The 22,653-nt window shown below is 45.6% G+C and carries 20 protein-coding genes; 4 read left to right on the forward strand and 16 right to left on the reverse strand.

Translation table 11 applies throughout. The features are described 5' to 3' along the window. Nucleotides 1–9 precede the first annotated feature (9 nt). Genes SFSGTM_RS04980 through SFSGTM_RS04990 form a run of 3 tightly spaced genes read left to right on the forward strand, consistent with a single transcriptional unit; the run spans nt 10 to nt 2,730 of the window. The gene (locus SFSGTM_RS04980; protein ID WP_162084215.1) at nt 10–1,770 is read left to right on the forward strand and encodes a bifunctional metallophosphatase/5'-nucleotidase; all 1,761 of its coding nucleotides are present in this window, start codon (nt 10–12) and stop codon (nt 1,768–1,770) included. Nucleotides 1,771–1,810: 40 nt separating this feature from the next. Beyond that, complete coding sequence (locus SFSGTM_RS04985; RefSeq protein ID WP_162084216.1) at nt 1,811–2,311, forward strand: YeeE/YedE family protein; 501 nt, start codon at nt 1,811–1,813, stop codon at nt 2,309–2,311. Then, the gene (locus tag SFSGTM_RS04990) at nt 2,308–2,730 is read left to right on the forward strand and encodes a DUF6691 family protein (protein ID WP_162084217.1); all 423 of its coding nucleotides are present in this window, start codon (nt 2,308–2,310) and stop codon (nt 2,728–2,730) included. The genes SFSGTM_RS04985 and SFSGTM_RS04990 overlap by 4 nt, the downstream gene beginning before the upstream one ends. Nucleotides 2,731–2,751: 21 nt before the next feature. On the opposite strand, the gene SFSGTM_RS04995 is transcribed toward SFSGTM_RS04990, so the two are convergent. From SFSGTM_RS04995 to pdhA, 11 genes are all read right to left on the reverse strand, one after another. After that, complete coding sequence (locus SFSGTM_RS04995; protein ID WP_162084218.1) at nt 2,752–3,447, reverse strand: electron transport complex subunit E; 696 nt, start codon at nt 3,445–3,447, stop codon at nt 2,752–2,754. Beyond that, nucleotides 3,444–4,082 (reverse strand): electron transport complex subunit RsxG, encoded by a 639-nt coding sequence (gene rsxG / locus SFSGTM_RS05000; protein WP_162084219.1) that lies wholly within the window; start codon nt 4,080–4,082, stop codon nt 3,444–3,446. The genes SFSGTM_RS04995 and rsxG overlap by 4 nt, the downstream gene beginning before the upstream one ends. Beyond that, a complete protein-coding gene (gene rsxD / locus SFSGTM_RS05005; RefSeq protein ID WP_162084220.1) occupies nt 4,079–5,101 on the reverse strand; it encodes an electron transport complex subunit RsxD in 1,023 nt (340 codons plus the stop codon). Before rsxD ends, rsxG begins: the two co-directional genes overlap by 4 nt. Further along, complete coding sequence (gene rsxC, locus SFSGTM_RS05010) at nt 5,098–6,654, reverse strand: electron transport complex subunit RsxC (RefSeq protein WP_162084221.1); 1,557 nt, start codon at nt 6,652–6,654, stop codon at nt 5,098–5,100. The genes rsxD and rsxC overlap by 4 nt, the downstream gene beginning before the upstream one ends. Next, the gene (rsxB, locus tag SFSGTM_RS05015; RefSeq protein WP_162084222.1) at nt 6,651–7,202 is read right to left on the reverse strand and encodes an electron transport complex subunit RsxB; all 552 of its coding nucleotides are present in this window, start codon (nt 7,200–7,202) and stop codon (nt 6,651–6,653) included. Before rsxB ends, rsxC begins: the two co-directional genes overlap by 4 nt. Beyond that, complete coding sequence (gene rsxA / locus SFSGTM_RS05020; RefSeq protein WP_162084223.1) at nt 7,203–7,784, reverse strand: electron transport complex subunit RsxA; 582 nt, start codon at nt 7,782–7,784, stop codon at nt 7,203–7,205. It lies immediately after the preceding gene. A gap of 113 nt (nt 7,785–7,897) precedes the next feature. Further along, a complete protein-coding gene (locus SFSGTM_RS05025; RefSeq protein WP_162084224.1) occupies nt 7,898–9,577 on the reverse strand; it encodes a transglycosylase domain-containing protein in 1,680 nt (559 codons plus the stop codon). Beyond that, entirely contained in the window at nt 9,550–10,566 is a 1,017-nt protein-coding gene (locus SFSGTM_RS05030; RefSeq protein WP_162084225.1) for a quinone-dependent dihydroorotate dehydrogenase, read from the reverse strand. Before SFSGTM_RS05030 ends, SFSGTM_RS05025 begins: the two co-directional genes overlap by 28 nt. Before the next feature lie 65 nt (nt 10,567–10,631). Continuing rightward, nucleotides 10,632–13,577, reverse strand: coding sequence for an FAD-dependent oxidoreductase (locus SFSGTM_RS05035; protein ID WP_162084226.1), 2,946 nt, complete (start codon nt 13,575–13,577; stop codon nt 10,632–10,634). A gap of 71 nt (nt 13,578–13,648) precedes the next feature. Further along, nucleotides 13,649–14,632 carry an alpha-ketoacid dehydrogenase subunit beta gene (locus tag SFSGTM_RS05040; protein WP_162084227.1) on the reverse strand — a complete coding sequence of 328 codons (984 nt, stop codon included), beginning with the start codon at nt 14,630–14,632 and terminating at the stop codon, nt 13,649–13,651. A 37-nt stretch (nt 14,633–14,669) separates the two neighbouring features. Continuing rightward, nucleotides 14,670–15,629, reverse strand: a complete 960-nt coding sequence (gene pdhA / locus SFSGTM_RS05045) for a pyruvate dehydrogenase (acetyl-transferring) E1 component subunit alpha (RefSeq protein ID WP_162084228.1) — start codon at nt 15,627–15,629, stop codon at nt 14,670–14,672. A 176-nt stretch (nt 15,630–15,805) separates the two neighbouring features. On the opposite strand from pdhA, the gene aroC reads away from it, so the two are divergent. Next, nucleotides 15,806–16,906, forward strand: coding sequence for a chorismate synthase (gene aroC, locus SFSGTM_RS05050; protein WP_162084229.1), 1,101 nt, complete (start codon nt 15,806–15,808; stop codon nt 16,904–16,906). Nucleotides 16,907–16,940: 34 nt separating this feature from the next. On the opposite strand, the gene pelG is transcribed toward aroC, so the two are convergent. The 5 genes from pelG to SFSGTM_RS05075 are packed head-to-tail and all read right to left on the reverse strand — an operon-like array spanning nt 16,941 to nt 22,647. Continuing rightward, complete coding sequence (pelG, locus tag SFSGTM_RS05055) at nt 16,941–18,314, reverse strand: exopolysaccharide Pel transporter PelG (RefSeq protein WP_162084230.1); 1,374 nt, start codon at nt 18,312–18,314, stop codon at nt 16,941–16,943. Next, nucleotides 18,314–19,819, reverse strand: coding sequence for a GT4 family glycosyltransferase PelF (gene pelF / locus SFSGTM_RS05060; RefSeq protein WP_162084231.1), 1,506 nt, complete (start codon nt 19,817–19,819; stop codon nt 18,314–18,316). Before pelF ends, pelG begins: the two co-directional genes overlap by 1 nt. Beyond that, nucleotides 19,816–20,817, reverse strand: a complete 1,002-nt coding sequence (locus SFSGTM_RS05065; RefSeq protein ID WP_162084232.1) for a hypothetical protein — start codon at nt 20,815–20,817, stop codon at nt 19,816–19,818. The genes pelF and SFSGTM_RS05065 overlap by 4 nt, the downstream gene beginning before the upstream one ends. Next, nucleotides 20,804–22,138, reverse strand: a complete 1,335-nt coding sequence (locus SFSGTM_RS05070) for a PelD GGDEF domain-containing protein (protein WP_162084233.1) — start codon at nt 22,136–22,138, stop codon at nt 20,804–20,806. Before SFSGTM_RS05070 ends, SFSGTM_RS05065 begins: the two co-directional genes overlap by 14 nt. Then, entirely contained in the window at nt 22,135–22,647 is a 513-nt protein-coding gene (locus SFSGTM_RS05075; protein ID WP_162084234.1) for a penicillin-binding protein activator LpoB, read from the reverse strand. Before SFSGTM_RS05075 ends, SFSGTM_RS05070 begins: the two co-directional genes overlap by 4 nt. Nucleotides 22,648–22,653 lie beyond the last annotated feature (6 nt).

Below are 22,653 nucleotides of genomic sequence, written 5' to 3' on the forward strand. Positions count from 1 at the left end.
TTGGAAATAATGATGTTGAGACAGATTAAAACAAAAATATTTGGATTGTGCCTGACAGCATTAATGATGCCTGTCATCACCCATGCTGCGGGTAATGGTGATGTTACATTTATTCATATGGGTGATTTGCATGGACATTTGATTCCACGACCAAATATGCGGGAAGGCGACCCAGACCAAGGGCAGATGATGGGTGGTCTGGCGTATGTCTATGATGAAATTAAGAAAATTCGTAAGGAACATCCCAATTCATTGTTGGTGAATGGTGGCGATACAGTTCAGGGTTCAGCGGAGGCACTGTATACGAGCGGTCAGGCAATGGTGGATGTTTTGAATATGTTCAAGATTGATGCCTTTAATCCGGGGAACTGGGATTATCTGTATGGTACTGAACGTTTTAGAGAGCTGTTTGCAGGAGATAAGCCGCTTGCAAACTGGCATCCCGTTGCAGCTAACTTGTATTACTCAACTTTGTATAGCTTTCCAGAAACACGATATGTTAAACAGGCTGGACAGCGTGTGCTCAAGCCTTACCTTATTAAAGATGTTAACGGTATTAGGGTCGCAATTATTGGACTGACTGCGGATCGTGGTCCACAAGCTGTTAGTACTCGGGTGATGGAGGGTTTTACCCTGACGCCTGGTGAGTTTGAAGTGGCCGCAGCTGTGCCACTTTTACGAGAGAAGCATAAAGTTGATTTAATCGTGTTGATTTCAGAACGTGGTTTGGGTGCAAATTTGGAAATTGCTGAAACCATACCTGGTATAGATATTGTGTTGTCATCAGATATGCATGAAGAATCTCGTAAGGAGTTAGTGGCTAAAACTGGGACAGTATTGGTTGAAGAAGGTCAAGATGGCACCGTTCTAGGAGAGCTGAATGTCCACGTTAAAAATGGAAAAATGACTGGATATAAATGGACACAACACCGAATTACAACTAAAAATAATCAACCAGATCCAGTTATTGCTGCCAAAATCGAAGAGATACGCAGGCCTTTTGTAAAGGCTGGTTTTGTGACACATGTTAATCCTATTAACGGCGCTGTATTACGGACTCCGATTGATACTGTAATAGGTTTTACCAAGATACCACTGCATCGATCAAATTTCGCTGGTACTAGTAGTATGAATGCGGTGATAGAGGGATCTTCGCATGATTTTCTGGCGGATGCGTTTAAGGCATCTTGTGACTCAGATTTAGGGATGATACGTGGGTTTCGATATGGAACACATATAGCCCCTGGCCCCATCAAACTGGAAGATATTTATCACTACATTCCAATTGGACCACAAGTGGCTTGTGGAAAGATATCTGGTGATGATATCCATTGGATGTTAGAGCGTGGTGCCGATTCATCATTGTCACCCTATGTTGGCTGGTGGGGTGGTGGTTGGCAAATTGCATTTTCAGGATTGACGTATGATTTGGATCCTAAAAAACCATATGGGAACCGAGTTTCTAACATACGGATTAGTGGCAGTGATCCTATGGATATGGAAAAGCTCTATACCGTGGGTGGATATTGGTATGTGGATAATCCAAATATGATTAATCGTCATAAAGCTTGGGAAGTAAATGTTTTAAAGGATAAGGATGGTGGCATTTTAGATGCAACGGATATTGTGGCGTATTATTTGCATATGCTTCCTGACCATACCGTAGATCCAGAGATAAATCGGGTGCATTTGCTATCACCTTTGCCTCCACCTATATCTATGAGTAGGGAAATTCAGCCTTTGAAAGGTGTGCCGCAACCTAATTATTAGGGTCTGGTCGTTAAATAAAAAATAAATGAGGAGTGGTTTCATGCAAGAGGTAATTATTTGGCCCGCTTGGTTGGCAGGAGCAGGGATTGGGCTTTTAATGGTCTTGTTTTATTGGGTTACTGGTAAACAATTAGGTGTTTCCAGGGCTTATGGGAACATGCTGAGCTATATTTCGAAGTTGGCTTTTTTCCAGCAAAAGGACTATACCAGTAACAGTTGGAGATTATGGTTTATCCTTGGTATTGTTCTGGGCGGCTTTATAGCCGCTATGATCGCGCATCCTGGTGAATACCATGTGAGTTTTGACATGGGAAAAGCATATGATGAGTTATTGCCAACGAATATGCTATTGCGTGTAATCGTTTTATTCGTAGGTGGATTAGGCCTTGGATTTGGTGCACGGATTGCGGGTGGTTGTACCAGTGGTCACGTGATTACTGGTATCCCAATGCTGAATGTATCAAGTATTATTGCAGGCATGCTATTTTTTATCGGTGGAATAGTAATGATGCAAATTATGATGCGGATGGTCATGTTATGAATCAATTTATTTATTTGGTTTTGGGTACGATATTTGGAATGTTGCTGAGTTTAGCAGGTGCAACGACCTTTGATTTTTATGCGGAATTGTTTCAGTTTAAGAATATGCAGCTATCGCGAGTCATAGCTTCGGCTGTGGTTGTGGGTATGGTGGGTATATTTTTGATGAAGCGGTTAAAAGCTCGAGCCATAATGACTGGTGACGAAATCCACTTTGACATTAAAAAACCACCTAAGAATTGGGTGTGGGGTTCGTTACTCTTTGGGTCGGGTTGGGCATTAACTGGCTCATGCCCAGGTTCGGCACCAGCCATGCTGGGAGAAGGTAAGTTAATAATTATTCCAGTGTTGCTTGGCGTAATTGCTGGTACTTACCTTTATGCGTTAATTCAAAGCGCTAGTGACAAATGTGTTAAGTAAATATTGGTCGTAGTCTCTGATTTAGTTGTAATTTAGTGCCGCTGATGTTGTTGATTCAGTGGCTGTATTGCTTGTTTTAGGGGTTTTTGCTCGTTGATCCCACCAGTTACGTAAAGCAATTAGTAAACCTAGTCCAAAGAAGGCGCCGGGCGGTAATATAGCTATTAAAAAACCATGATAATCGGGAATGACGTGTAATACCCATGTTTTTGCTGAGTCACCGAATGCTAAATCTATTCCTGACAATAATGTCCCTTTACCAATTAATTCTCGTATAGCTCCGAGTAGCGTCAGTACACCAGTTAACCCTATACCCATCATTAGGCCATCTAACATAGCAGGTAACACTGGGTTTTTTGCGGCAAAAGCCTCAGTGCGAGCTAATACGATGCAGTTGGTAACAATCAGTGGGACAAAAATACCCAGCACTAAATACAGAGGGTGAATAAATGCATTCATTGCTAAGTCTATCACTGTGACTAATGATGCGATAACCAGGATAAATACAGGAATACGTATCTCATTTGAGACATGATTACGTATGGACGATACTGCGCCATTACTGAGTGACATTACTATCGTCGTTGCCAATCCCAGACCTATTGCGTTCACCATGTTGTTACTGATAGCCAGTAATGGACACAAGCCAAGTAGTTGAACTACACCAGGATTCTGCTTCCATAAACCGTTAATCATAATCTCGCGATAAGGATTCATGCTTTTACTCCTGGTTGGTTCGCAAATAATGTTGCGTGGTGTTTGTTCACATATTGTAGAGCATGATGGACAGCTTTAATGACCGCACGTGGAGTAATGGTTGCCCCTGCCATGTAATCAAACTGTCCTCCGTCTTTTTTAACTTTCCAGCCATTATCATCAGGCTGGGAGTTTGATTTCCCATTAAAATTGTATATCCACTTGCTTTTAGCAGTTTCGATATAGTCTCCCAAGCCCGGGGTTTCCTTGTGTGAGACAACGCGTACACCAGTTAGTTTCCCATCAGTATTGATGCCTATGAGTAATTCTATTTTTCCGCTATAGCCATCTGGCGCAGTTGCTTCTAGTACCACAGCAACTGGTACATTATTTAGGCGTGCTTGCCAGGCAAGACTAGGTTTGTCTGTGCCTAACAAGGTATCAGGTGATAGAGATAGCTGATTACTTAATAGATCGTTATTGAAGCTGGCTTCAGGTAATGTTTGTGCTACCAACTTACGCCTCACATCTTGTTCATTACTTTTGATATTAGGTTGTGCAAGATAATAGGTGTACGCAAGTGTCGCTGTAAGTGTGACGCTGAATACTAACAATACTCCAGCCGCACGTGCGGCTGCGCGTGCAATGGTGGTCATGATTGTTTATCCTTGTGCCCATATACTGCTGGCTGCGTGTAACTATCGATAAGTGGGACAGCTATATTCATGAGCAAAACTGCAAAAGCAACACCATCAGGATATGCCCCCATTATGCGTATCAGGTAAGTGAGTATGCCTATGCCTGCTCCAAATATTATTTTTCCTTTGGGTGTGGTCGCGCCTGAAACGGGATCGGTCGCGATAAAAAAAGCGCCCAACATCGCACCGCCAGTTGCTAAATGGAACCAGGGTGATGCGTAGTGTGTGGCATCCACAATATAAAAAATACCTGAAATAGTTGCTAACCCTGCTATGAATGCAACGGGAATATGCCAGGTAATTATTCGTGCCAGCCACATGTAGATGCCACCTAGCAGAATGAACAGTGCGATCATTTCACTGCCTTGTCCACCAAATGTGCCAAAAATAGGCATGTGAGTGATTTCACCTACGCTACGATTAAGATGCAATTGTGTACGTAGTGTATCGAGAGGCGTAGCCGTACTAATGGCATCGAGGGTGTCGGAGAGTGTGCCGTTAAAAATGTATTGTACTGACTCCATCAATCCTAGTTGGTGTCCTGCTAATATGGAAGGTGCTGCCCAATGCGTCATGGGTACTGGGAACGATATAATTAATATTGCATAGCCCACCATCGCGGGATTGAAGAGATTATTACCTAATCCACCATAAAGGTGTTTAGCGACAATAATCGCAAAAAATAATCCCACTACAATCAGCCACCATGGCGCGATAGATGGAATAGACAGTGCTAGTAGCCAGGCTGTGACAAGTGCGCTACCGTCCATGAGGTATGGTTTAACCGGCAGGCTGCGCAATTTGAGCGCGGCGGTTTCCAACACTAAAGCGGTGATGCTTGCTAAGGTTAAGCTGACTAAAATGGCTGGGCCAAAATACCAAACATAAGCAATGATGGCGGGAATGAGCGCCAGCATGACCTTGAGCATGATAATGGAAACGCTGGTCGGTTGCGTGATATAGGGTGATGATGTCATGTTGGCTCGTTTGGAGGTTGAGTTGCTGCTTGATTAGCCTTCGCACGCTCTATTGCGGCCTGAATCGCTGCCTTTTTTGCTGCAGCAGCAGGATCGTCAGCCGCCGTTTCTGTGGCTGGCTTGGCCGCGGCTTTTTGCGCCAGTTTCTCGGCACGCTCACGCTTTTCGCGCTCTATGCGTGCTAATCGGGTTTCATGTCGGTCACGGGCATGGTCTGCGGCCTTGTGCTCTGCCAAGTTGGCAGCAATTTCACTTTTGGCGTAGCGGTAATATTGCACCAGTGGAATATGGCTAGGGCATACATAACTACAGCAACCACATTCTATGCAATCAAAGAGGTTGTATTTTTGAGCTTTGTCGAAATTTTTTGCACGTGCGAACCAATACAGCTCTTGCGGTTGTAAATCTGCGGGGCAGGCATCGGCACAGCGTGTGCAACGTATGCAAGGTATAGCTGCTGGTGCAGGAGGGAACAGACTATCAGATTTAACCAGAACGCAGTTTGTTGCTTTAACTACGGGTACATCGATGCGAGCTAGTTCTATTCCCATCATAGGGCCACCCATGATATGCCCAGTAACTTTTTCTGGGTGACCTTGGCCAAGCTGAACTAATTCATTCATGGGTGTGCCAATTAATACATCAAAATTACGTGGTTGCTGAATATTGCCTGTTAATGTAACTACGCGTGAAATGAGCGGTTCACCATGATGTATAGCGCGATGTATGGCATATGCGGTACCGACATTAAAGGTGGCAACGCCAACATCGGTAGAGCGACCACCTGAAGGTACTTCTTTCCCGGTAATGACTTTGATCATTTGCTTTGCCCCACCACTGGGGTACAGCGTCGGAATGACGGCGATTTCGACAGGAAATGTGCATTGTGCAGCAGCTTGTTGCATAGCTGCGATGGCTTCAGGTTTATTATCTTCTATACCAATAATCACATTTTCAGCACGCAGCATAAAACGCATCACCTCAGCTCCGGCCATGATGCCGTTTGCGCGCTCCCGCATGGTCATGTCGTCGCAACTAATCCATGGCTCACATTCACCACCATTGAGTAGCAAGGTTTGAACCTTTTGTGGCACACCAGGATTGAGTTTGATAAAACTAGGGAAAACTGCACCACCTAATCCAGCTATACCCATGTCACGGAGCCTATTGCGTAACGCACTGGCGTTCAAATTGCGATAATCAATAGGCTGACGTTCACACCACTCATCTTTACCGTCAGTTTGGATGACGATTACAGTATCGACCAGACCTGATGGGTGAGGCATGGCGTGTGTGCCAATTTGGGTGACTGTACCTGAGCTAGGTGCATGTGTCGCAACAGAAATATAGCTGTCAGCGTGTGCAATAATCTGTCCTTTGCGTACATACTCACCTACGCTGACACATGGTTTGGAAGGATGCCCTATATGTTGGCGGGTAGGCACGATAAGTTGTGCAGGGACAGGCGCAACTGCGATTGGAAGTTGCGTAGAAATTTGCTTATGTTCTTCAGGATGTACGCCACCATGAAATTGGTAAAGGGTGCGACTCATGACACGGCTTTCAGTTCGACTATGGGATATTTCCATTTCCATGTGCTGACGGTTTCTTTGATCGGTTCCATGGTTATGCAGTCCACTGGGCACGGTGCAATGCACAATTCACAACCTGTACACTCCTTGGCTATGACAGTGTGCATTTGTTTGGCTGCACCTAAAATAGCATCGACTGGACAGGCTTGTATGCATAGGGTGCAGCCAATACATATGGCTTCATCAATAACTGCAACTGATTTTGGTTTGGGTTCGCCAAATTCCGCATTGAGCGGCTTGAATTCCACACCCATTAATTCGGCTAACTTACGCGCACCTTCATCTCCACCAGGGGGGCATTGGTTGATGTCAGCTTGCCCGCTGGCAATGGCTTCAGCATAGGGTTTGCAGCCAGGAAATCCGCATTGACCACATTGGGTTTGCGGGAGTATGGCATCTATTTTTTCAACTATAGGGTCTTCTTCTACCTTATATTTGATCGCGGCGAAGCCTAACGCCGCCCCTAGTGCGATGGCGAGACCCGCCATCACTAATAACGCAGCAATCATTTATTTCACCATGCCAGCGAAACCCATGAAGGCGATGCTCATAATGCCTGCCGTAATCATGGCGATACTGGTTCCGCGAAAAATAGTTGGCACATCAGCGCCATCTATCCGTTCACGCATGCCCGCGAACAAGATAAGAACCATAGAAAATCCAACGGCACCACCAAAACCAAAAAATAAGGATTCAATAAAATTATGGTTCGCCTGCACGTTGAGTAAAGGGATGCCTAATACCGCACAATTAGTGGTAATCAGTGGTAAGTAAATGCCGAGTACACGGAATAAAACAGGGCTGGATTTGCGTATATACATTTCTGTAAAGCCAACAATACCTGCAATCACGACGATAAATGATAGCGTACGCAAATAGCCTAGTTCTGTACCGAGTAAATAATGATTTATTAAATAACTGGAACCGGATGCCAGTGTTAAAACAAAGGTCGTGGCTGCGCCCATGCCAATAGCAGTTTCCAGGCTTTTAGAAACGCCCATAAAAGGGCATAAACCTAGTATTTTTGCCATCACAATATTGTTGACGAAAACGGTGCCAACTAAGATGAGTATGTAGCTTTGATAGTCCATAATTTCGGTGTTGTGGCGCAGATACAGGATTATCCGTCGCTAGCGATAGATTTTCAACCATATAACGTTAAAGGTCTAATTTATTTGATATTAGCTGACGTGTTGCTGACTGATTATGGTGTGAAAGAGGTAGTAATTGAGGTGGGTAGGGTGATAAAACTGCTGGCAGTATTAGGTAGAAATAACTCCGTACGAGGCGGCTCGATATCAGCTTCAAATTGTATGGATTGTTTTATCAGCTTATTGGGTAGCTTGGGTGCATAACTTGGTGTGTTAAGTGTTAGCTTGTCGTCTATTTGTTGCCATAAATTACGAATATTGTCAGATTTATCTGACCAAAGTGCAATGGTGTAGTGTGAGTCTGCTCCTATTGCCCAGTTATTGTCACTCAGCAAGGTGAAAAATGTCGTTCCATCATGATTGACAGTCAGTATGTCATTAATAATGCTGGTAGTGGTATCTGCATAAGCGTGGATGGGGGAATTGATCCCTCCAGGATAAAAGCTGGCAGGATAATACAAACCATGGTTTGCCAACATTTGATAGGCATTAGCAAGGTTAAGCAGTGTATTGGTATTTGGGTTAAGCTTGAGCAGCTGGAGTTGTTGGTTCCATTTCGTGTGATCCAATTGGCTTAGTATTTGCTGTGTAGGCAAAATTAAAGCATTTGCGAGTGCAGTGCGTACGCTGACCCAGTTACGGAGTACTTGGTTGTATGAGGCACTCGATAACTCCGTATTAAATGCTAATGGTGTGTTATCGAATAAACTTGCGGCTGTCAGCTGTTTTTGGCCGAGTGCTGTTGCGTAAATGTAGGGAAAAAGGGTGACACCATTATCATGTGGCGTAATGACCTGGTTTATGCTGCTATCGGTATTAACGTAAGCCAGTATTTCAGCAGTTTTGTTATTCAATATTATCGCTGCTGTGGGTGGTGTACGTGCAAGTTGCTGGGTGAGTTGAACTTGTAAATCGTAATCTAAACTAGACTGCATGTTTTCGTGGCTGTTGGTGAGTAATTGTTGAGCTACCTCTGGCGCTAGTTGTGGGTGTAGATTGAGTTTGGGGGATGTGCTGAGTTTGGCGAGGCTGGTTTTTTGTATATTTAGACAACTTGCGTGTTTGTGAGTTAATTGAAGTGCCACACCGCAGGCGCGTTCAGCAACTATGTTAGCTTGTGCGTTAGGTCCACGTAAGAGTGCTGCCAAGATGCTGGCCTGAGTTATGGTGATGTGTGCAGTTGAAGTGTCAAATAATGCATTGCTGGCAGCATGTATGCCGATGATATTGGCGCGAAAATCGACTAAATTGAGATAAGCTTCGAGTATCTGAGCTTTGCTCCAGTGCCTTTCTAATTGTTGAGCAGCTTTAATTTGTCGCCATTTTTGACTATAAGTTCTACCACCGGTAGCGCGGCTAAGACTCGGGTCGAGTAGTCCAGCTAGTTGCATAGTCAGTGTTGATGCTCCACGGTGAGTATTGTGGATTAAGTTTTCCCAAGCAGCGCCTGCTATCGCGCGCCAGTCTACGCCTTCGTGTTGATAGAATCGTTGATCTTCAGAGACTAATAGTGCTTTGAGTAGCGTGGGTGATAATTCATTAAGACTTACCCATGGCAATCGCTGTTCTTGTGGATAGATAATTTGTTGATTTAATACTATCCCATTTCTATCCAGTAAATTGACTACGCTGCTGGTATATTGCGCTCGAATTTTAGTAAAGCTAGGTAAATTCGCCGCATAACTGGTGGCGCTCAGTAGATAAATCAGGCAGAAGCAAGCGTATCGATACATTCTGATATGAGCTGTGGGCCGCGGTAAATGAGGCCTGTGTAAAGTTGTACTAAGTTTGCACCTGCGTTGATTTTGTCAAGTGCGTGTTGTCCTGCACTAATACCACCAACGCCAATGATGGGGATTTCACCAGCGAGTTGTGAACTTAGTTTCTGGATGATGCGAGTAGATGATATGCGCACGGGCTCACCTGATAATCCGCCAGCTTCATTGCCATGCGGCAGGTTACCTACGTCACGGCGGGATAATGTGGTATTGGTTGCTATCACGCCATCGAATTGGTGTTGCTTTAATAGTCGTGCAATATCATTAATTTGGGCGTCGTCTAAATCGGGTGCGATTTTCAGTGCAATAGGCACATAGCGTCCATGCGTATCACTTAAACGCAGCTGTTGTGCTTTGAGCTGACTCAATAAATTTGATAATGCATCTGCTGATTGCAAGTCACGCAAGTTTTTGGTGTTGGGGGAGGAAATGTTCACCGTAACATAGCTGGCATAAGGATAAACTGCGTTTAGGCAGGTTAAATAGTCTTCTGCTGCACGCTCTATGGGCGTATCAAAGTTTTTACCTATGTTAATTCCCAGTATGCCTTTGAATTGGGCCTTTTGTACATTATTAATGAGTCGTTCAACCCCATTATTGTTAAATCCCATGCGATTGATAATTGCTTTGGCTTCTGGAAGTCTGAATAAACGTGGCTGTGGATTACCGGGTTGAGGGCGTGGGGTGACTGTGCCTATCTCAATAGAGCCAAATCCGAGTGCGGCGAGTGCATCAATGTATGCACCATTTTTATCAAGACCTGCAGCTAAACCCACCTGGTTGGGGAAGCTAAGACCCATGACTTGAGCAGGTTTTCCTTGTTTGGCGGAGGTAAGTAGTGAAGTTAGATGTAACTTGTGTGCGATGGATAACGCATTTAAACCCGCATGGTGTGCGGTTTCTGCATCTAGCTGAAAGAATAATGGACGAAGTAGAGAGTACATGCTGGTATTGTAATCGTTAAACTTAAAATCGCCATGCAGAGATGGCGATTTTAAGTAAACGTTGTTTATTTTTTTGCTGTGCGACGCAAACGAGATAATAACCGTCGCGCTAACTCACCAAATAATTCGGTTTGCGTAGGGTGAGGATGAATTGCTTGCGCGACTTGTTTTAAGGTCATGCCTGCTGACACCATCATTACGGCTTCACCAATCAGGGTATCGGTATGCTCAGTGAGGAAATGCACGCCGATTATTTTTTGGGTGGCTTTATCAGCCACCAATTTAATCATGCCGTGTGTTTCACCAGTAATCATTGCTTTTGCATCTATGCTCATAGGCATTTTTGCTTCGACCGCATCAACACCACGTTCTTTAGCTTGAGCAGTAGACAGACCAACAAAACCTGCTTGTGGACGACTGAAAGTCACGCCGCAATCGAGATCCTGATTGTATTCGTGATCTTCACCGAGTAAGTTGCTTGCTGCGACGCGTCCTTGCGTTGCGGCGGTGTGAGCCAGCATGTAGCCACCTACCACATCACCCACCGCGTAGATATGCGGCACACTAGTCCGGCCACGTTTGTCCGCTTTGATTGCGGCGCCATCTAATTGCACACCTGCGCTGGCGAGATTGAGTCGGCTGGTATCTGGGCGTTTACCTGTTGCCATCAACACGTAATCGCAATCAAATACCTGTGCACTACCTTCGCTGTCTGCATAACTGACTTGCATAGCGCCAACTTTACCTGCGATTTGGCTGATTTTAGCGCTGGTTACAACAGTGAATTCTTGCTTGAGTATCTCAGTCAATTGCTTGGCGATTTCTTCTTCGACTTCAGCCAATATACGATCCTTGGCTTCCAACATCAGAATTTCGGTGCCAAAATCGCGGAAGATTTGTGCCATTTCTACGCCGATAACACCGCCACCAATAATGGCCATTTTCTTCGGTGGAGATGGCAAGTTCCAGATAGTGTCAGAAGTAATTACGCCGCCTGAAGTCAAACCATCCATTGCCCCTGGTATAGGCGGTACGAAAGGTGGCGCGCCTGTGGCGATAACTGCTGCGCCAAATTTCATTGTGTAAGCTTCACCTTGTGGTGGCTGGATGTGCAGGGTGTGGTTATCTACGAATGACGCATAGCCTTCGCGCACATCGATTTTTACACCCTTATCGGTTTTTAGCGCTAATTCACCGCGGGTTTGTAATATGGTTTTGCGATGAGTTTCTAGTGTTGCCCAATCAAGCTTGGATTGGTTGGTGCCATTTACACCTTTATCAGCATCATGGGCACGATCGCGAATAATATCGGCACTATGGCGCCAGGCTTTGGAAGGGATGCAACCACGCCACAGACACTCACCACCTGGTAGTGGTGCATTGTTGATCATGGCGACTTTAACCCCGTGTTCTATCAAGTCACGCGCGCAATCTTCACCGCCAGGGCCACCACCAATAACAATGACAGGGAAGTCCCATTCGCCGGCAGGAATCGGCGAAGTTGGTGCAACATCCATCCAGCTTTCTGGCTGTTCGATGATTTGTTTGAGGTCAGCTAAATACGCCGCCACGTGTGCACCATTGACAACGCGGTGGTCTGCAGTGATATTCACTGGCATACCATCAGTACCTGTTGCTGCAATAGCCATAATCGCGGCGATGCCAGGCGTTGGAATTGCGGTGAAATGGGTAACACCAAACATGCCCATATTTGATATGGTGAAAGTTGGGTTGGCATATTCTGCTGGCGCTAATTTACGTGTGCGCGCGCGCGGCATTAAATCAGTCCAGGCGGCTTGCAAGTCTTCCAATGATTTTTGTTCTATGCCACGTAATATCGGCACGACCAGACCACCGCCATCAGCAGCTACAGCAATACCAAAATCATGATTACTGCGTTCAACTATTTTATCGACAGGCTGATAGCAGTTGTTGAGTGTAGGATGCTTAAGCATGGCAATAGAGCAGGCTTTGGCAATAGCAACTGTTACTGATACTTTGCGTGCTTTAGCAGCGGCAATCAGCTTTTCCGGTTTGATATTGAAAGTTACGTCAAATGTAGGCAACGTAAGTGATGCGGTCATGGAATGCGATACCGCTTTTTCCATCGCGGTCATGTTGCGACCATTGCCCGGCACTTCAACCTGCGGCAATGAGTGTGCTACATCTTTCATGCTTGGGCGTGCTGAGAGTACGTCGTTAGCGACGATGACGCCTTGTGGACCCGAGCCACGGACTTTACTTAAATCTACGCCCATAGAACCGGCAACTTTGCGTGCATAAGGGCTGGCATATTGTCCAGCAACACGCGCAGCCGGGATTGCGCTTGGGTTCAAACTAGGTGCTGAAGCATTAACTGGTGTAGCAGCAGTAATAACAGATTTGTCTTTTTGGTGATGTGCTTCAACGACTTTGTGTGCTGCAGACAGAGTGACTTCGGTGTCGCTGACTAACGCGGCATCTGCAACGATAAATGCCATAGGATGCCCTACGACTATCGTGCTGCCTACGCCTGCTACTGGGCCTGAAAGAAAGCCTTCCTGAAATACTTCGACATCCATAATGGCTTTATCGGTTTCAACCGTTGCCACAATATCGCCACGCTTGATAGTGTCACCGACCTGTTTTTCCCAAGTGACGACGACGCCTTCAGTCATGGTGTCAGACAGTTGTGGCATAACGATGGCAATGCCGGCATTGTGCGGAACCATTTCGGTCGGTGCGATTTCAGTGACGGTTTCATTTACAGCAATATTCATATCGCCGAGCGTGTCGGTGATATAGCCCATTGCACCTGCAACAATAATGGTTGCACCTACATCGGCAAGTGGGCCAGCGAGATAACCCGCTTTGAATACTTCCACATCCATAATGGCTTTATCGGTTTCAACGGTAGCGACAATATCGCCACGTTCGACTTTATCACCGATATTTTTTTCCCAAGTAACCACGACGCCTTCGGTCATAGTGTCGGAAAGTTGTGGCATGGTGATGACGTAATGTGCAGACATGCTGAATTCCTTAACGCATAGCCCTGAGCCGCGAGCACGGTTCAGGGGGGATTTACGACAATAGTAGTGTATTAAGCCTTGCCAAACATCTTGAGCACCGCGTTGACTACGTCTTGGTGATCAGGAATGGCCGCTTTTTCCAGTGTGTGGTTGTAAGGTTGTGGTACTAAAGCCGAGTGCACGCGTACAGGTGCTGCATCGAGTTCAAAGAAGCATTCTTCGTTGATAATTGCGATGATTTCTGAGCCTACGCCTACAGGTGCTTCATCTTCTTCAGCAATCACGGCACGGTGGGTTTTGCTGATGGATTTTTTAATACCAGCGCGATCCAGTGGTGCAAGGGCGTATAAATCTACAACTTCAGCAGAAATCCCGTGTTGTTTTTCCAGAATCTCAGCCGCTTTCAAGCACCAGTGCACGGAAATGTTGTAACCAAATAATGTTACATCTGCACCTGAACGCGTTACTTCCGATCCTTCTAAAGGATGGAAATACTCTTCATCAGGTATTTCACCTTTCATGTTGTACATGAGTTCGTGTTCGTAAATGAAGACAGGGTCATCACTGCGTACCGCAGATTTGAGCATACCGTAGGCTTGTTTAGGGTTGGATGGTGTAACCACGCGCAAACCTGCTACACCCATAAATACTTTTTCCATACGGGCTGAGTGCTGCGCACCAAGTTGATGAGCTGCGCCACCTGCCGAGCGGAATACGCACGGTGCGGTCAACTGACCACCCGACATATAACGCACTTTAGCAGCAGAGTTGAACATTTGATCCATCGCCAGCCAGGCAAAGTTGACTGACATGATTTCGATAATCGGACGGATGCCAATGAACGAAGCGCCAATACCCAGACCAGTGTAGCCACCTTCGGAGATTGGTGTGTCCATTACGCGTTTTTCGCCAAATTTTTCGTACAAATCTTTGGTCGCTTTGTAAGTGCCGCCTGCAACACCGATGTCTTCACCCATACAGATAACGAGTGGGTCGCGCGTCATTTCTTCATCATGTGCGCGGCGCAAGCCTTCCCAATACATCATTTCAGCCATGTTGATTCCTTTAATCTTTTAAGCAATATGCCGGCAATTAAGCCAATACGTATTTTTCTAAATCAGCCACGTTAGGTTCGGGTGATTCTTCCGCAAATTTCATGACATCGTTCTCGATATAGTCATCGGTGGCTTTTTCAATGGCGGTGAACTCATCCATGCTCAATGCGCCAGCAGCGATGAGTTTGTCGCGCAGGATATTGATAGGGTCGCGCAGTTTCCATTCTTCTTCTTCTTCACGGCTACGGTAGCCACGTGAATCGGACATTGAGTGACCGCGATAACGATAAGTCATTAATTCAAGGAAATAAGGACCTTTGCCGCTACGTACGTAATCAACAGCGGTTTTGGCATATTCATAAACGGTGTCGATGTCTTGACCATCACATTGTGCGGCTTCGATGTTATAAGCACAGGCACGTTTGTACTGGTCAAGTACAGCAGTAGAACGTTGAATAGAAGTGCCAATGCCATACTGGTTGTTTTCACAAACAAACAGGACTGGTAAGTTCCAAACTTTTGCCATGTTCAGGGTTTCGTGGAATACACCTTGATTGTTAGCAGCATCACCCAGGAAGCAGATGGAAATTTCATCGCCACCTTTCATTTGTATGCCTTTGGCTATGCCTGCAGCCAATGGGAAAGGGCCACCAACCAGCGCGTAACCACCCATGAAGCGGTGCGCAACGTCAAATACGTGCATAGAACCGCCACGCCCTTTGGAGCAGCCTGTTTCTTTGCCGTACAGCTCAGCCATGACCACTTTCGGGTCAGTGCCGCACTTAATTGCATGAACGTGATCACGGTAGCCAGTAATCACGTAGTCGTGACCTGGACGTGCAGCCTCCATTACGCCGTTGCAACAAGCTTCTTGGCCAGGATAGAGGTGGAGGAATCCGCCAATTTTACGTTCTATATAAGCTTGATAGCAGCGCTCTTCAAAGCGGCGATGTAGCACCATTTCGCGCAACACGCGTTTTTTGTCGTCCAATGTCATTTATGTAATCCTTGCAAAAACCAGAGTTTAATATAACGCAAACCCTGTCATTATCTGATAAACCCAGTAACAGGTCAAAGTATCATCTGCATAATTGGGCAAAATAATTATGCCTATCACGGTTTTTTGGCTGAATAGGTTAAAATGTCAGGATTATTTCTTATTTGAAAGCGCTTATGTCAGGTAGCAGCATAGGTAATTTATTTTGTGTGACGTCTTTTGGTGAGTCGCATGGTGCAGCAATTGGGTGTGTGGTTGATGGTTGTCCACCAGGGATGGTATTGTCGACAGATGACATTCAAGCGGAGCTGGATAGACGTAAGCCGGGTACATCACGTCATGTTACACAGCGTCGTGAGTCGGATACAGTTGAAATTCTTTCGGGGGTATTTGAGGGTAAAACCACGGGCGCACCTATTGCCTTGTTGATACGCAATGAAGACCAGCGTAGTAAGGATTATGGCAATATTGCTGACACTTTTCGTCCAGGGCATGCTGATTATACGTATTGGCATAAATATGGCATACGTGATTATCGTGGCGGTGGGCGCTCATCTGCGCGCGAAACTGCGGTGCGTGTGGCCGCTGGCGCGATTGCGCGGAAATGGTTGTTAGAGCGCTATGGCGTCGTGATCCGTGGCTACATGTCACAATTAGGTCCGATCGAAATTCCATTCAAGTCATGGGATGCAGTAAGTGAAAATCCTTTTTTTGCCCCTAACACTGAGATTGTTCCTGAACTGGAAACTTATATGGATCAGCTGCGCAAATCAGGTGATTCTGTAGGTGCGAAAATTAGTGTGGTTGCAGAAAATGTGCCTGTGGGCTGGGGTGAGCCTGTTTATGACAGGCTGGATGCAGATTTGGCTTATGCGCTGATGAGTATCAATGCGGTAAAAGGTGTAGAAATAGGCGCGGGCTTTGATTCTGTTACGCAAAAGGGTTCTGAGCATGGTGATGAGTTAACCCCAGTGGGCTTTTTATCTAATCATGCTGGCGGCGTGTTGGGTGGTATTTCAACAGGTCAGGATATTATTGCGCATATTGCTATTAAGCCTACTTCCAGCATACGTCTACCCCGTAACTCTATAGATAAGGCAGGTAATCCTGTTCTGGTGGAAACGCATGGACGTCACGATCCGTGTGTGGGCATACGCGCAACGCCAATTGCTGAAGCTATGTTAGCTATCGTATTGATAGATCACGCTCTCAGACATCGCGGGCAATGCGCTGATGTGGTGGTTGATACGCCACGTATTGCAGGAAAGGTTAAGTAAGTAGTAAAGCACGATGGCATTTCTTGCCACCGTGCTATTTTTGTAGCATGAAAGTTTCGTATTCTAGAATAGCCATTTTTTTATCCAGCCAATACATCCCAGTCACGACACTGATAAGCAGTGATAACGCAAACCCGTATCCATACCATGTAGCGCCTAAATAGAGACTAATCAGACTGAATATTAAATTCAGTCCTGCAAACAGGGCGGTTAAAGCCAAAGCAATGTGGCGCTTGTCCAGATAAAACAACACATTCATGATGCCCAGAAAAACCACCTGTAAACCTGCTGCGACTACGTCTATATAAAGTAAAGACAAATAATATTGTGATATGCCTATCAGATTAAGGATGGCAGGTGCGGCAACAAAAATAATCAGTACGGCTATAGTCTGTATTTTAATGATTTCAAAAATGCCTAATCGCGCTGTTGATACCATTTCATCGCGCATTTCTTCTATGTAATTCAATGTGCCACCATCCCTGACTGCATCATAGAATTTTTGGTAGTACTCAACAAAGTCGGTTTCCATACGCACTAAAAACACAGCCATACCTGGAATAATCGACAAATATGCGAGGAAAATAGGTAAATCGTAGATCAGTGATGCATTAAATATGCCTATGACGTGTTGGCCTGTGGTTGGTGTGTACCAGAATAGATACTTGTCTATCCATACGCCCAAGTTAAAGAAGAACCCTGTCCAGATTAAAGACGTGAACATGCGTTTCTTGCGCAAAAAATCAAACTCTATAAATCGGTCAGATGGATAAGAGCTGATAATGAGTAATGCCATGCCACTGAATAAGACAAAGTGACCCAGTAATACCCCCATTAGTAATCCATTAAGTCCTGCGCCACGTAACAGGATGGCACCTAAAACAGCGATGCTGTACCCCAGTGTGTAGAGGACTAAAATGGCTTTATAATTTTTCATGCCGGATAGAAAGATTGTGGCTATCCATATGTTACATAGCACGACGAAGTTAGCGATGAGCAAAATTCGATAAATGGCATTTTGCTGTGGAAAAGCAAACAGGGCGAGTAATATGCCGACGATACCTGCTACCGCTGTTGTAACAAATAGCGCACCAATAAAGTTGGGCAGAATGACTGAAATGTCTTTTTCAAACAATCTATCGGCAATGTAACGGGTAAAACTGAGTTGTAAAAAGCCTGTGAGTATCAGGCTCATGGCAATGAGATGGGTGATGGTCACTTGAAATTGGGTGATGAGTACGTGAGGTAAAACCACACCTAAACTCATTAAACCAATAATGAGTACGCCCAGTATTGATAATACCCAGGGGCCAGAACCGATTATGCCAGCATAGGTATAGGCAGTGAACAGCGATAGATAACTGTCACGGCGTAATATTTTTTTAATTTCAAACCCTATGCCAGCCATTAAATCTCACCTAGCGCTTGTTGGTAAACTTGCTTGTAATCATTAAACATTAGTGTCTGTGTGTAATAGCGCTCCACTCGGGCAATGGCGGCTTGTTGTGCCGGGAACCAGTTTTCTGGGCGCAATAACTCGATTGCGGCTGCTGCCATGGCTTGTGGATCAGCAATGCGGACGACAGCACCTGAGGCACCCAAGGCTTGATCTTCAGGAGTCAAACCATAGATCAGTTGTCGGCATGAGCCAACGTCCGTGGTGAGTGCAGGCACACCCGCTGCGTAGCCTTCCAATAGCACTAAAGGTAAGGCTTCACTAATGGATGAGAGTACGACTAAGCCTACTTTTTCCAGGACGACTTCGACCTTTTGAAAACCAAGGAATTTGACTTTGTCGGTTAAACCTAAACTCGCACACAGGTTATGACATTCCTCGGCATAGCCCGGATCTTCATCTTCTGGACCAGCTATCCAGGCTTCCGCTTCAGGTATGCGGTTGACTACGCTGCGCATCATACGAATAAAAGTTTTAACATCTTTTATCGAGACCACCCGGCCAATTAAACATAATATGGGTGGTGGGACAGCAGGGCGCTTGGCACGTACTGGCTGGAAACGAGCTAAGTCGATACCGTTAGGAATGACCCGTGTACGCTCAGCGGGTGCGCCATCGAGAATTTGGCGCTGACGATTGGCTTCATATAGCGCGGTAATGATGTCGGCATGGTGATAACAAAGTTTTCCTAGTGAGGTATAAAAACGCATCCACAATTCGCGGAAATAACTGACTTCAGTAGGATCTTTTTCAAAAATGTTGCGATTGTCGGAAATCCATTCACTTTGGTATAAATCGATTTTACGTTCTTTGGTATAAATGCCATGTTCAGAGAGTATTAATGGTTTTCCCGTACGGTTTTTCAGCATCGCCCCGAGGAACCCTGCATAGCCTGTAGAAATGGTGTGATAAGCACGTACAGGTATAAGGTTGGCGGCAATGCGTGCCATGACCCAAATTGGCTCGTGCATGGCACGGACAGTCCAGAAATAGTCTATGAATGATGGATCAGTACAATGTTCACGATAATTGTGGGTGATAAACTGCCAGGCAGTCTGGCTGTAAAGGAAAAACTCCTCATCTATCTCACCCCGTTTCAGCAGTTCGGCTAATTGGCCGAAAGCGCATGCAGTATTGCCTTGGCTAGAGCGAAATACTTTATGCAAACTGGCGACTTGAGCGATAACGGCATCATTGCCAGCATTGGCCTGTACTAATGGTGGCGTATGGGTGCCATGCAGATAGTGGGCTTCGACATGCACGACATTGTCTGGCAGCGTATATTTCATATCGCCATAATCTTGAGGACGGCTGCCGAGGAATACCACGGCAAAACGATATTCAGGATATGCCCGGATAATCTGATTGACCCAACTTGATACGCCACCACTGACATAAGGAAAGGTGCCTTCGAGTAATAAGGCTATATCGGCGCTATCTGCTGTAGGAAAGCTCATGTTCGTGCTCCCTGCCAAAACTTGACAATGTTGGCAATCGGGCGAATTTGATTGTCTTGCTGTAATTCCGATAAATATTTACGTACTTGGGGATAGTTCTGTTTTAAAAATGCGAGTTCAGCAAGGTAAGGGGATATACGTGTTGCGGGGATGCCTAAACGCTGTGCATGTTTAAATGCTGCTTCTGCGGCTAATGCTTTCTCCTGCTTAACCAGTATTTGTGCCAATAATACCCATAAATCACCATCTTCTTTAATTTCCAACGCGGAAAGCGCATATTTTTCTGACTGATTAAGCATGTAAGTCCGCATGTCACCCTCGGCAAGCTGCTCGTAGACAAATGCCCAATATAGCTCGGTGAGTTGTTTTTGGTATAAGTGTTTTAAATCAGGACTATTGCAGGTAGACAATTTTTTTAATAAATCATGTATCAATGCGTTGAGTGTTTTTTCGCGATTATCAAGCATGCCGTAAGCCAGCAAACGTAAGTCATCTGCTTCGTCACCCAATAATGCTTTGAGCATGGGAATAGAGTAACGTGGGGACATAATATTTGCAGTTAATAATGCTTTCATACGTACTTCAGTTGATAAGCCAGGTGTATTTAAGCGCGTCTGGATGGCTGCCTCGCCCAGGGTATGGCGTATCCCCGCACTGCCCAAGGTGAATTGGGGTAATCCTATCTTAATAAATGGATAATAAATAACGGGTTTAGAGAAATACCGGGTGGTAATAATAATTGCGATAATAGTAATGATAGTCAGGAATGGCACTAAGAATGCGAACAGGAAAAAGAGGCCAATGACCGCTAATTTTGGCTGGCGGTACTGGCTAGGCAAAAACAATAAGGCCAGGTAGGCAACAATGAGAGAGGCCGCTGCATGCAAACTGACATAGCCAAAAAGTTGGAGGGGGACGCTGATATCCTGGTTTAGCACAGCGAGAGCTGCACTTTCCAGGCTGATTCCGGCAAGTATAAGTTTATTATTCAGCAGCATGTTGAACGGTCTGACTGGTCAGGCTGTGGATAAAATCGTCCAGTTTGGTAGCAATCGGGTCGATATCCAAAGTGGTTGATCGCGTTAATATATTGAGTTGTCCTGGGCGTGCGCCAAAGCGTTCTACAAAAAGATGTTCAATACGGTCTATGTAGCCAGTGAGTGCCGTATCCGCGGCTAATGGTAATAGCACCAGACAAATGCGAGTGTTGTTTTTGGTAAATGTCCAGGTCTCATCCAAACCTCGCACTGAGCTGGCAATAGTTTTTAATTGTTCAGCACTTTCCTGGGTATCGGCTGCGACAAAGCCTACGATGAGGCTGCTGATCTGCATATCTCGTTGCAGGCGTCTAAGCGTATTAATCGCCTTAAAGAAATCGATAGGGCAATCTTTTAACTCGTCTGTCAGGAATGGCAGGAATTCGCCAGCACTAATGGTGTCTGCATAATAGCTGGTCAATACGGCTAAAGTTTGCATGTTGGCAGTTTGTAATGCAAAGAACGGCATTTTTTCAACCGCGAGTATGGCAAGTATATTGCCATCAGACGTTTTGGCTGGAACAGCGACCAGATATCGACTGGGAATTTCGCTCAGGTTTTCTTCAGTGTTGATATGCACCAGTTCACCTGTTTGCAGGCAATGCGCTATCAGCGGATCTTGTGCATCAATTGGGGTGAAGTCACCAATGCTGGCGGCTACACTCGGCGTGATGGTGTTGTTGACAACCCTGTGTAAGCCGGCAACACTGAGGTTGCACTGACGCACAACCAAGTCCATGTATAGTTTGGCGCCAGCTAAACCATTCTCTGCGGGCAGGATGCGATTAAGCTCTTTCAGCCCTTCACGCAAACTGGCAGGGCGGCCAATTAAATCTTGCTCTAATCGGTCATGCGACAAGCTGAGCAAATACAGGCGTCGGGTAAGTAACTCAAGGCGCTCTTCTGTGTAGTGTTGCAATTCTTCAACACGACGTGCACGGGTAATCCAGACGCTGCTGTACTCTCCCGTCACCATCATCATGAGTGTGCCTCCCAGAAATGTTAATTTCGGGAAAAGCGCATAGTCGATGTGCTGAAAAGCGGCCCAGCCTAGCCACATTAGCAGAAAACTCAATACCGAAACGATCCCCATCAGCACGCCATAGCGTAATGCAATTAATACAGGTGCCATCCATACCCATGGAAACAGGTGAACATTGAGTGGGTCATTCGGTACTATGCTATAAGAAATAGCCAGTGCACCGAAGCTGATCACTAGTGTTTCTACCCACTGCCAGTATTGTCGGTAACCGTGGGGAAGCAGGTGTTGAGCAAGTTTCATTTTAGTGCACTGGTTAAATTGTCTATGAGTTTCTGAGCAACTGCACTGACAGCTTCACGTCCCCAGCCAGTGCGTGCACCTGCCGCATCCCAAAGCACTTGCTGGCTGGCTACATCAATGACTTTAATGGTTACGCCAACAGCGGGTTCACCGTCAACACCCGTTTTATAACGCCATTCGTTGACTGCGCCTGTTACCGCATACTTAGCTCCTGCTTGCTGTGCCCAGGTCATTGCTGCGGCAACAGCTTTGGCATCAGCAGGTTCAAACAGGCTGTCCTGAGTCATCGTATTTGGATACTTTTCCAACGATGTGATACCGCGGGTACGCAATATTGTTTCAGTGACTGCTTCGAAACGCAGTCCCGCCTGTGGCGTTTCAGTATGATTTTCCATGGGTAATAAAACCCATTTCGCTGTTTTATCAAATTGTGGTGCTTTGGTTCTGTCAGTAATTGCACAACCTGCAAGTAATAGTAGAGCGATGGCGGAAAGTAATAAGCGTTTCATATGTGT

It is taken from the genome of Sulfuriferula nivalis (assembly GCF_009937995.1).
Classification (GTDB): Bacteria; Pseudomonadota; Gammaproteobacteria; order Burkholderiales; family Sulfuriferulaceae; genus Sulfuriferula; species Sulfuriferula nivalis.

What these genes read in the sequence shown, in the direction of transcription:
- SFSGTM_RS04980 (WP_162084215.1), top strand. Translation starts at nt 10, where the DNA reads ATGATGTTGAGACAGATTAAAACAAAAATATTTGGATTGTGCCTGACA.
- SFSGTM_RS04985 (WP_162084216.1), top strand. Translation starts at nt 1,811, where the DNA reads ATGCAAGAGGTAATTATTTGGCCCGCTTGGTTGGCAGGAGCAGGGATT.
- SFSGTM_RS04990 (WP_162084217.1), top strand. Translation starts at nt 2,308, where the DNA reads ATGAATCAATTTATTTATTTGGTTTTGGGTACGATATTTGGAATGTTG.
- SFSGTM_RS04995 (WP_162084218.1), bottom strand. Translation starts at nt 3,447, where the DNA reads ATGAATCCTTATCGCGAGATTATGATTAACGGTTTATGGAAGCAGAAT.
- rsxG (WP_162084219.1), bottom strand. Translation starts at nt 4,082, where the DNA reads ATGACCACCATTGCACGCGCAGCCGCACGTGCGGCTGGAGTATTGTTA.
- rsxD (WP_162084220.1), bottom strand. Translation starts at nt 5,101, where the DNA reads ATGACATCATCACCCTATATCACGCAACCGACCAGCGTTTCCATTATC.
- rsxC (WP_162084221.1), bottom strand. Translation starts at nt 6,654, where the DNA reads ATGAGTCGCACCCTTTACCAATTTCATGGTGGCGTACATCCTGAAGAA.
- rsxB (WP_162084222.1), bottom strand. Translation starts at nt 7,202, where the DNA reads ATGATTGCTGCGTTATTAGTGATGGCGGGTCTCGCCATCGCACTAGGG.
- rsxA (WP_162084223.1), bottom strand. Translation starts at nt 7,784, where the DNA reads ATGGACTATCAAAGCTACATACTCATCTTAGTTGGCACCGTTTTCGTC.
- SFSGTM_RS05025 (WP_162084224.1), bottom strand. Translation starts at nt 9,577, where the DNA reads ATGTATCGATACGCTTGCTTCTGCCTGATTTATCTACTGAGCGCCACC.
- SFSGTM_RS05030 (WP_162084225.1), bottom strand. Translation starts at nt 10,566, where the DNA reads ATGTACTCTCTACTTCGTCCATTATTCTTTCAGCTAGATGCAGAAACC.
- SFSGTM_RS05035 (WP_162084226.1), bottom strand. Translation starts at nt 13,577, where the DNA reads ATGTCTGCACATTACGTCATCACCATGCCACAACTTTCCGACACTATG.
- SFSGTM_RS05040 (WP_162084227.1), bottom strand. Translation starts at nt 14,632, where the DNA reads ATGGCTGAAATGATGTATTGGGAAGGCTTGCGCCGCGCACATGATGAA.
- pdhA (WP_162084228.1), bottom strand. Translation starts at nt 15,629, where the DNA reads ATGACATTGGACGACAAAAAACGCGTGTTGCGCGAAATGGTGCTACAT.
- aroC (WP_162084229.1), top strand. Translation starts at nt 15,806, where the DNA reads ATGTCAGGTAGCAGCATAGGTAATTTATTTTGTGTGACGTCTTTTGGT.
- pelG (WP_162084230.1), bottom strand. Translation starts at nt 18,314, where the DNA reads ATGGCTGGCATAGGGTTTGAAATTAAAAAAATATTACGCCGTGACAGT.
- pelF (WP_162084231.1), bottom strand. Translation starts at nt 19,819, where the DNA reads ATGAGCTTTCCTACAGCAGATAGCGCCGATATAGCCTTATTACTCGAA.
- SFSGTM_RS05065 (WP_162084232.1), bottom strand. Translation starts at nt 20,817, where the DNA reads ATGCTGCTGAATAATAAACTTATACTTGCCGGAATCAGCCTGGAAAGT.
- SFSGTM_RS05070 (WP_162084233.1), bottom strand. Translation starts at nt 22,138, where the DNA reads ATGAAACTTGCTCAACACCTGCTTCCCCACGGTTACCGACAATACTGG.
- SFSGTM_RS05075 (WP_162084234.1), bottom strand. Translation starts at nt 22,647, where the DNA reads ATGAAACGCTTATTACTTTCCGCCATCGCTCTACTATTACTTGCAGGT.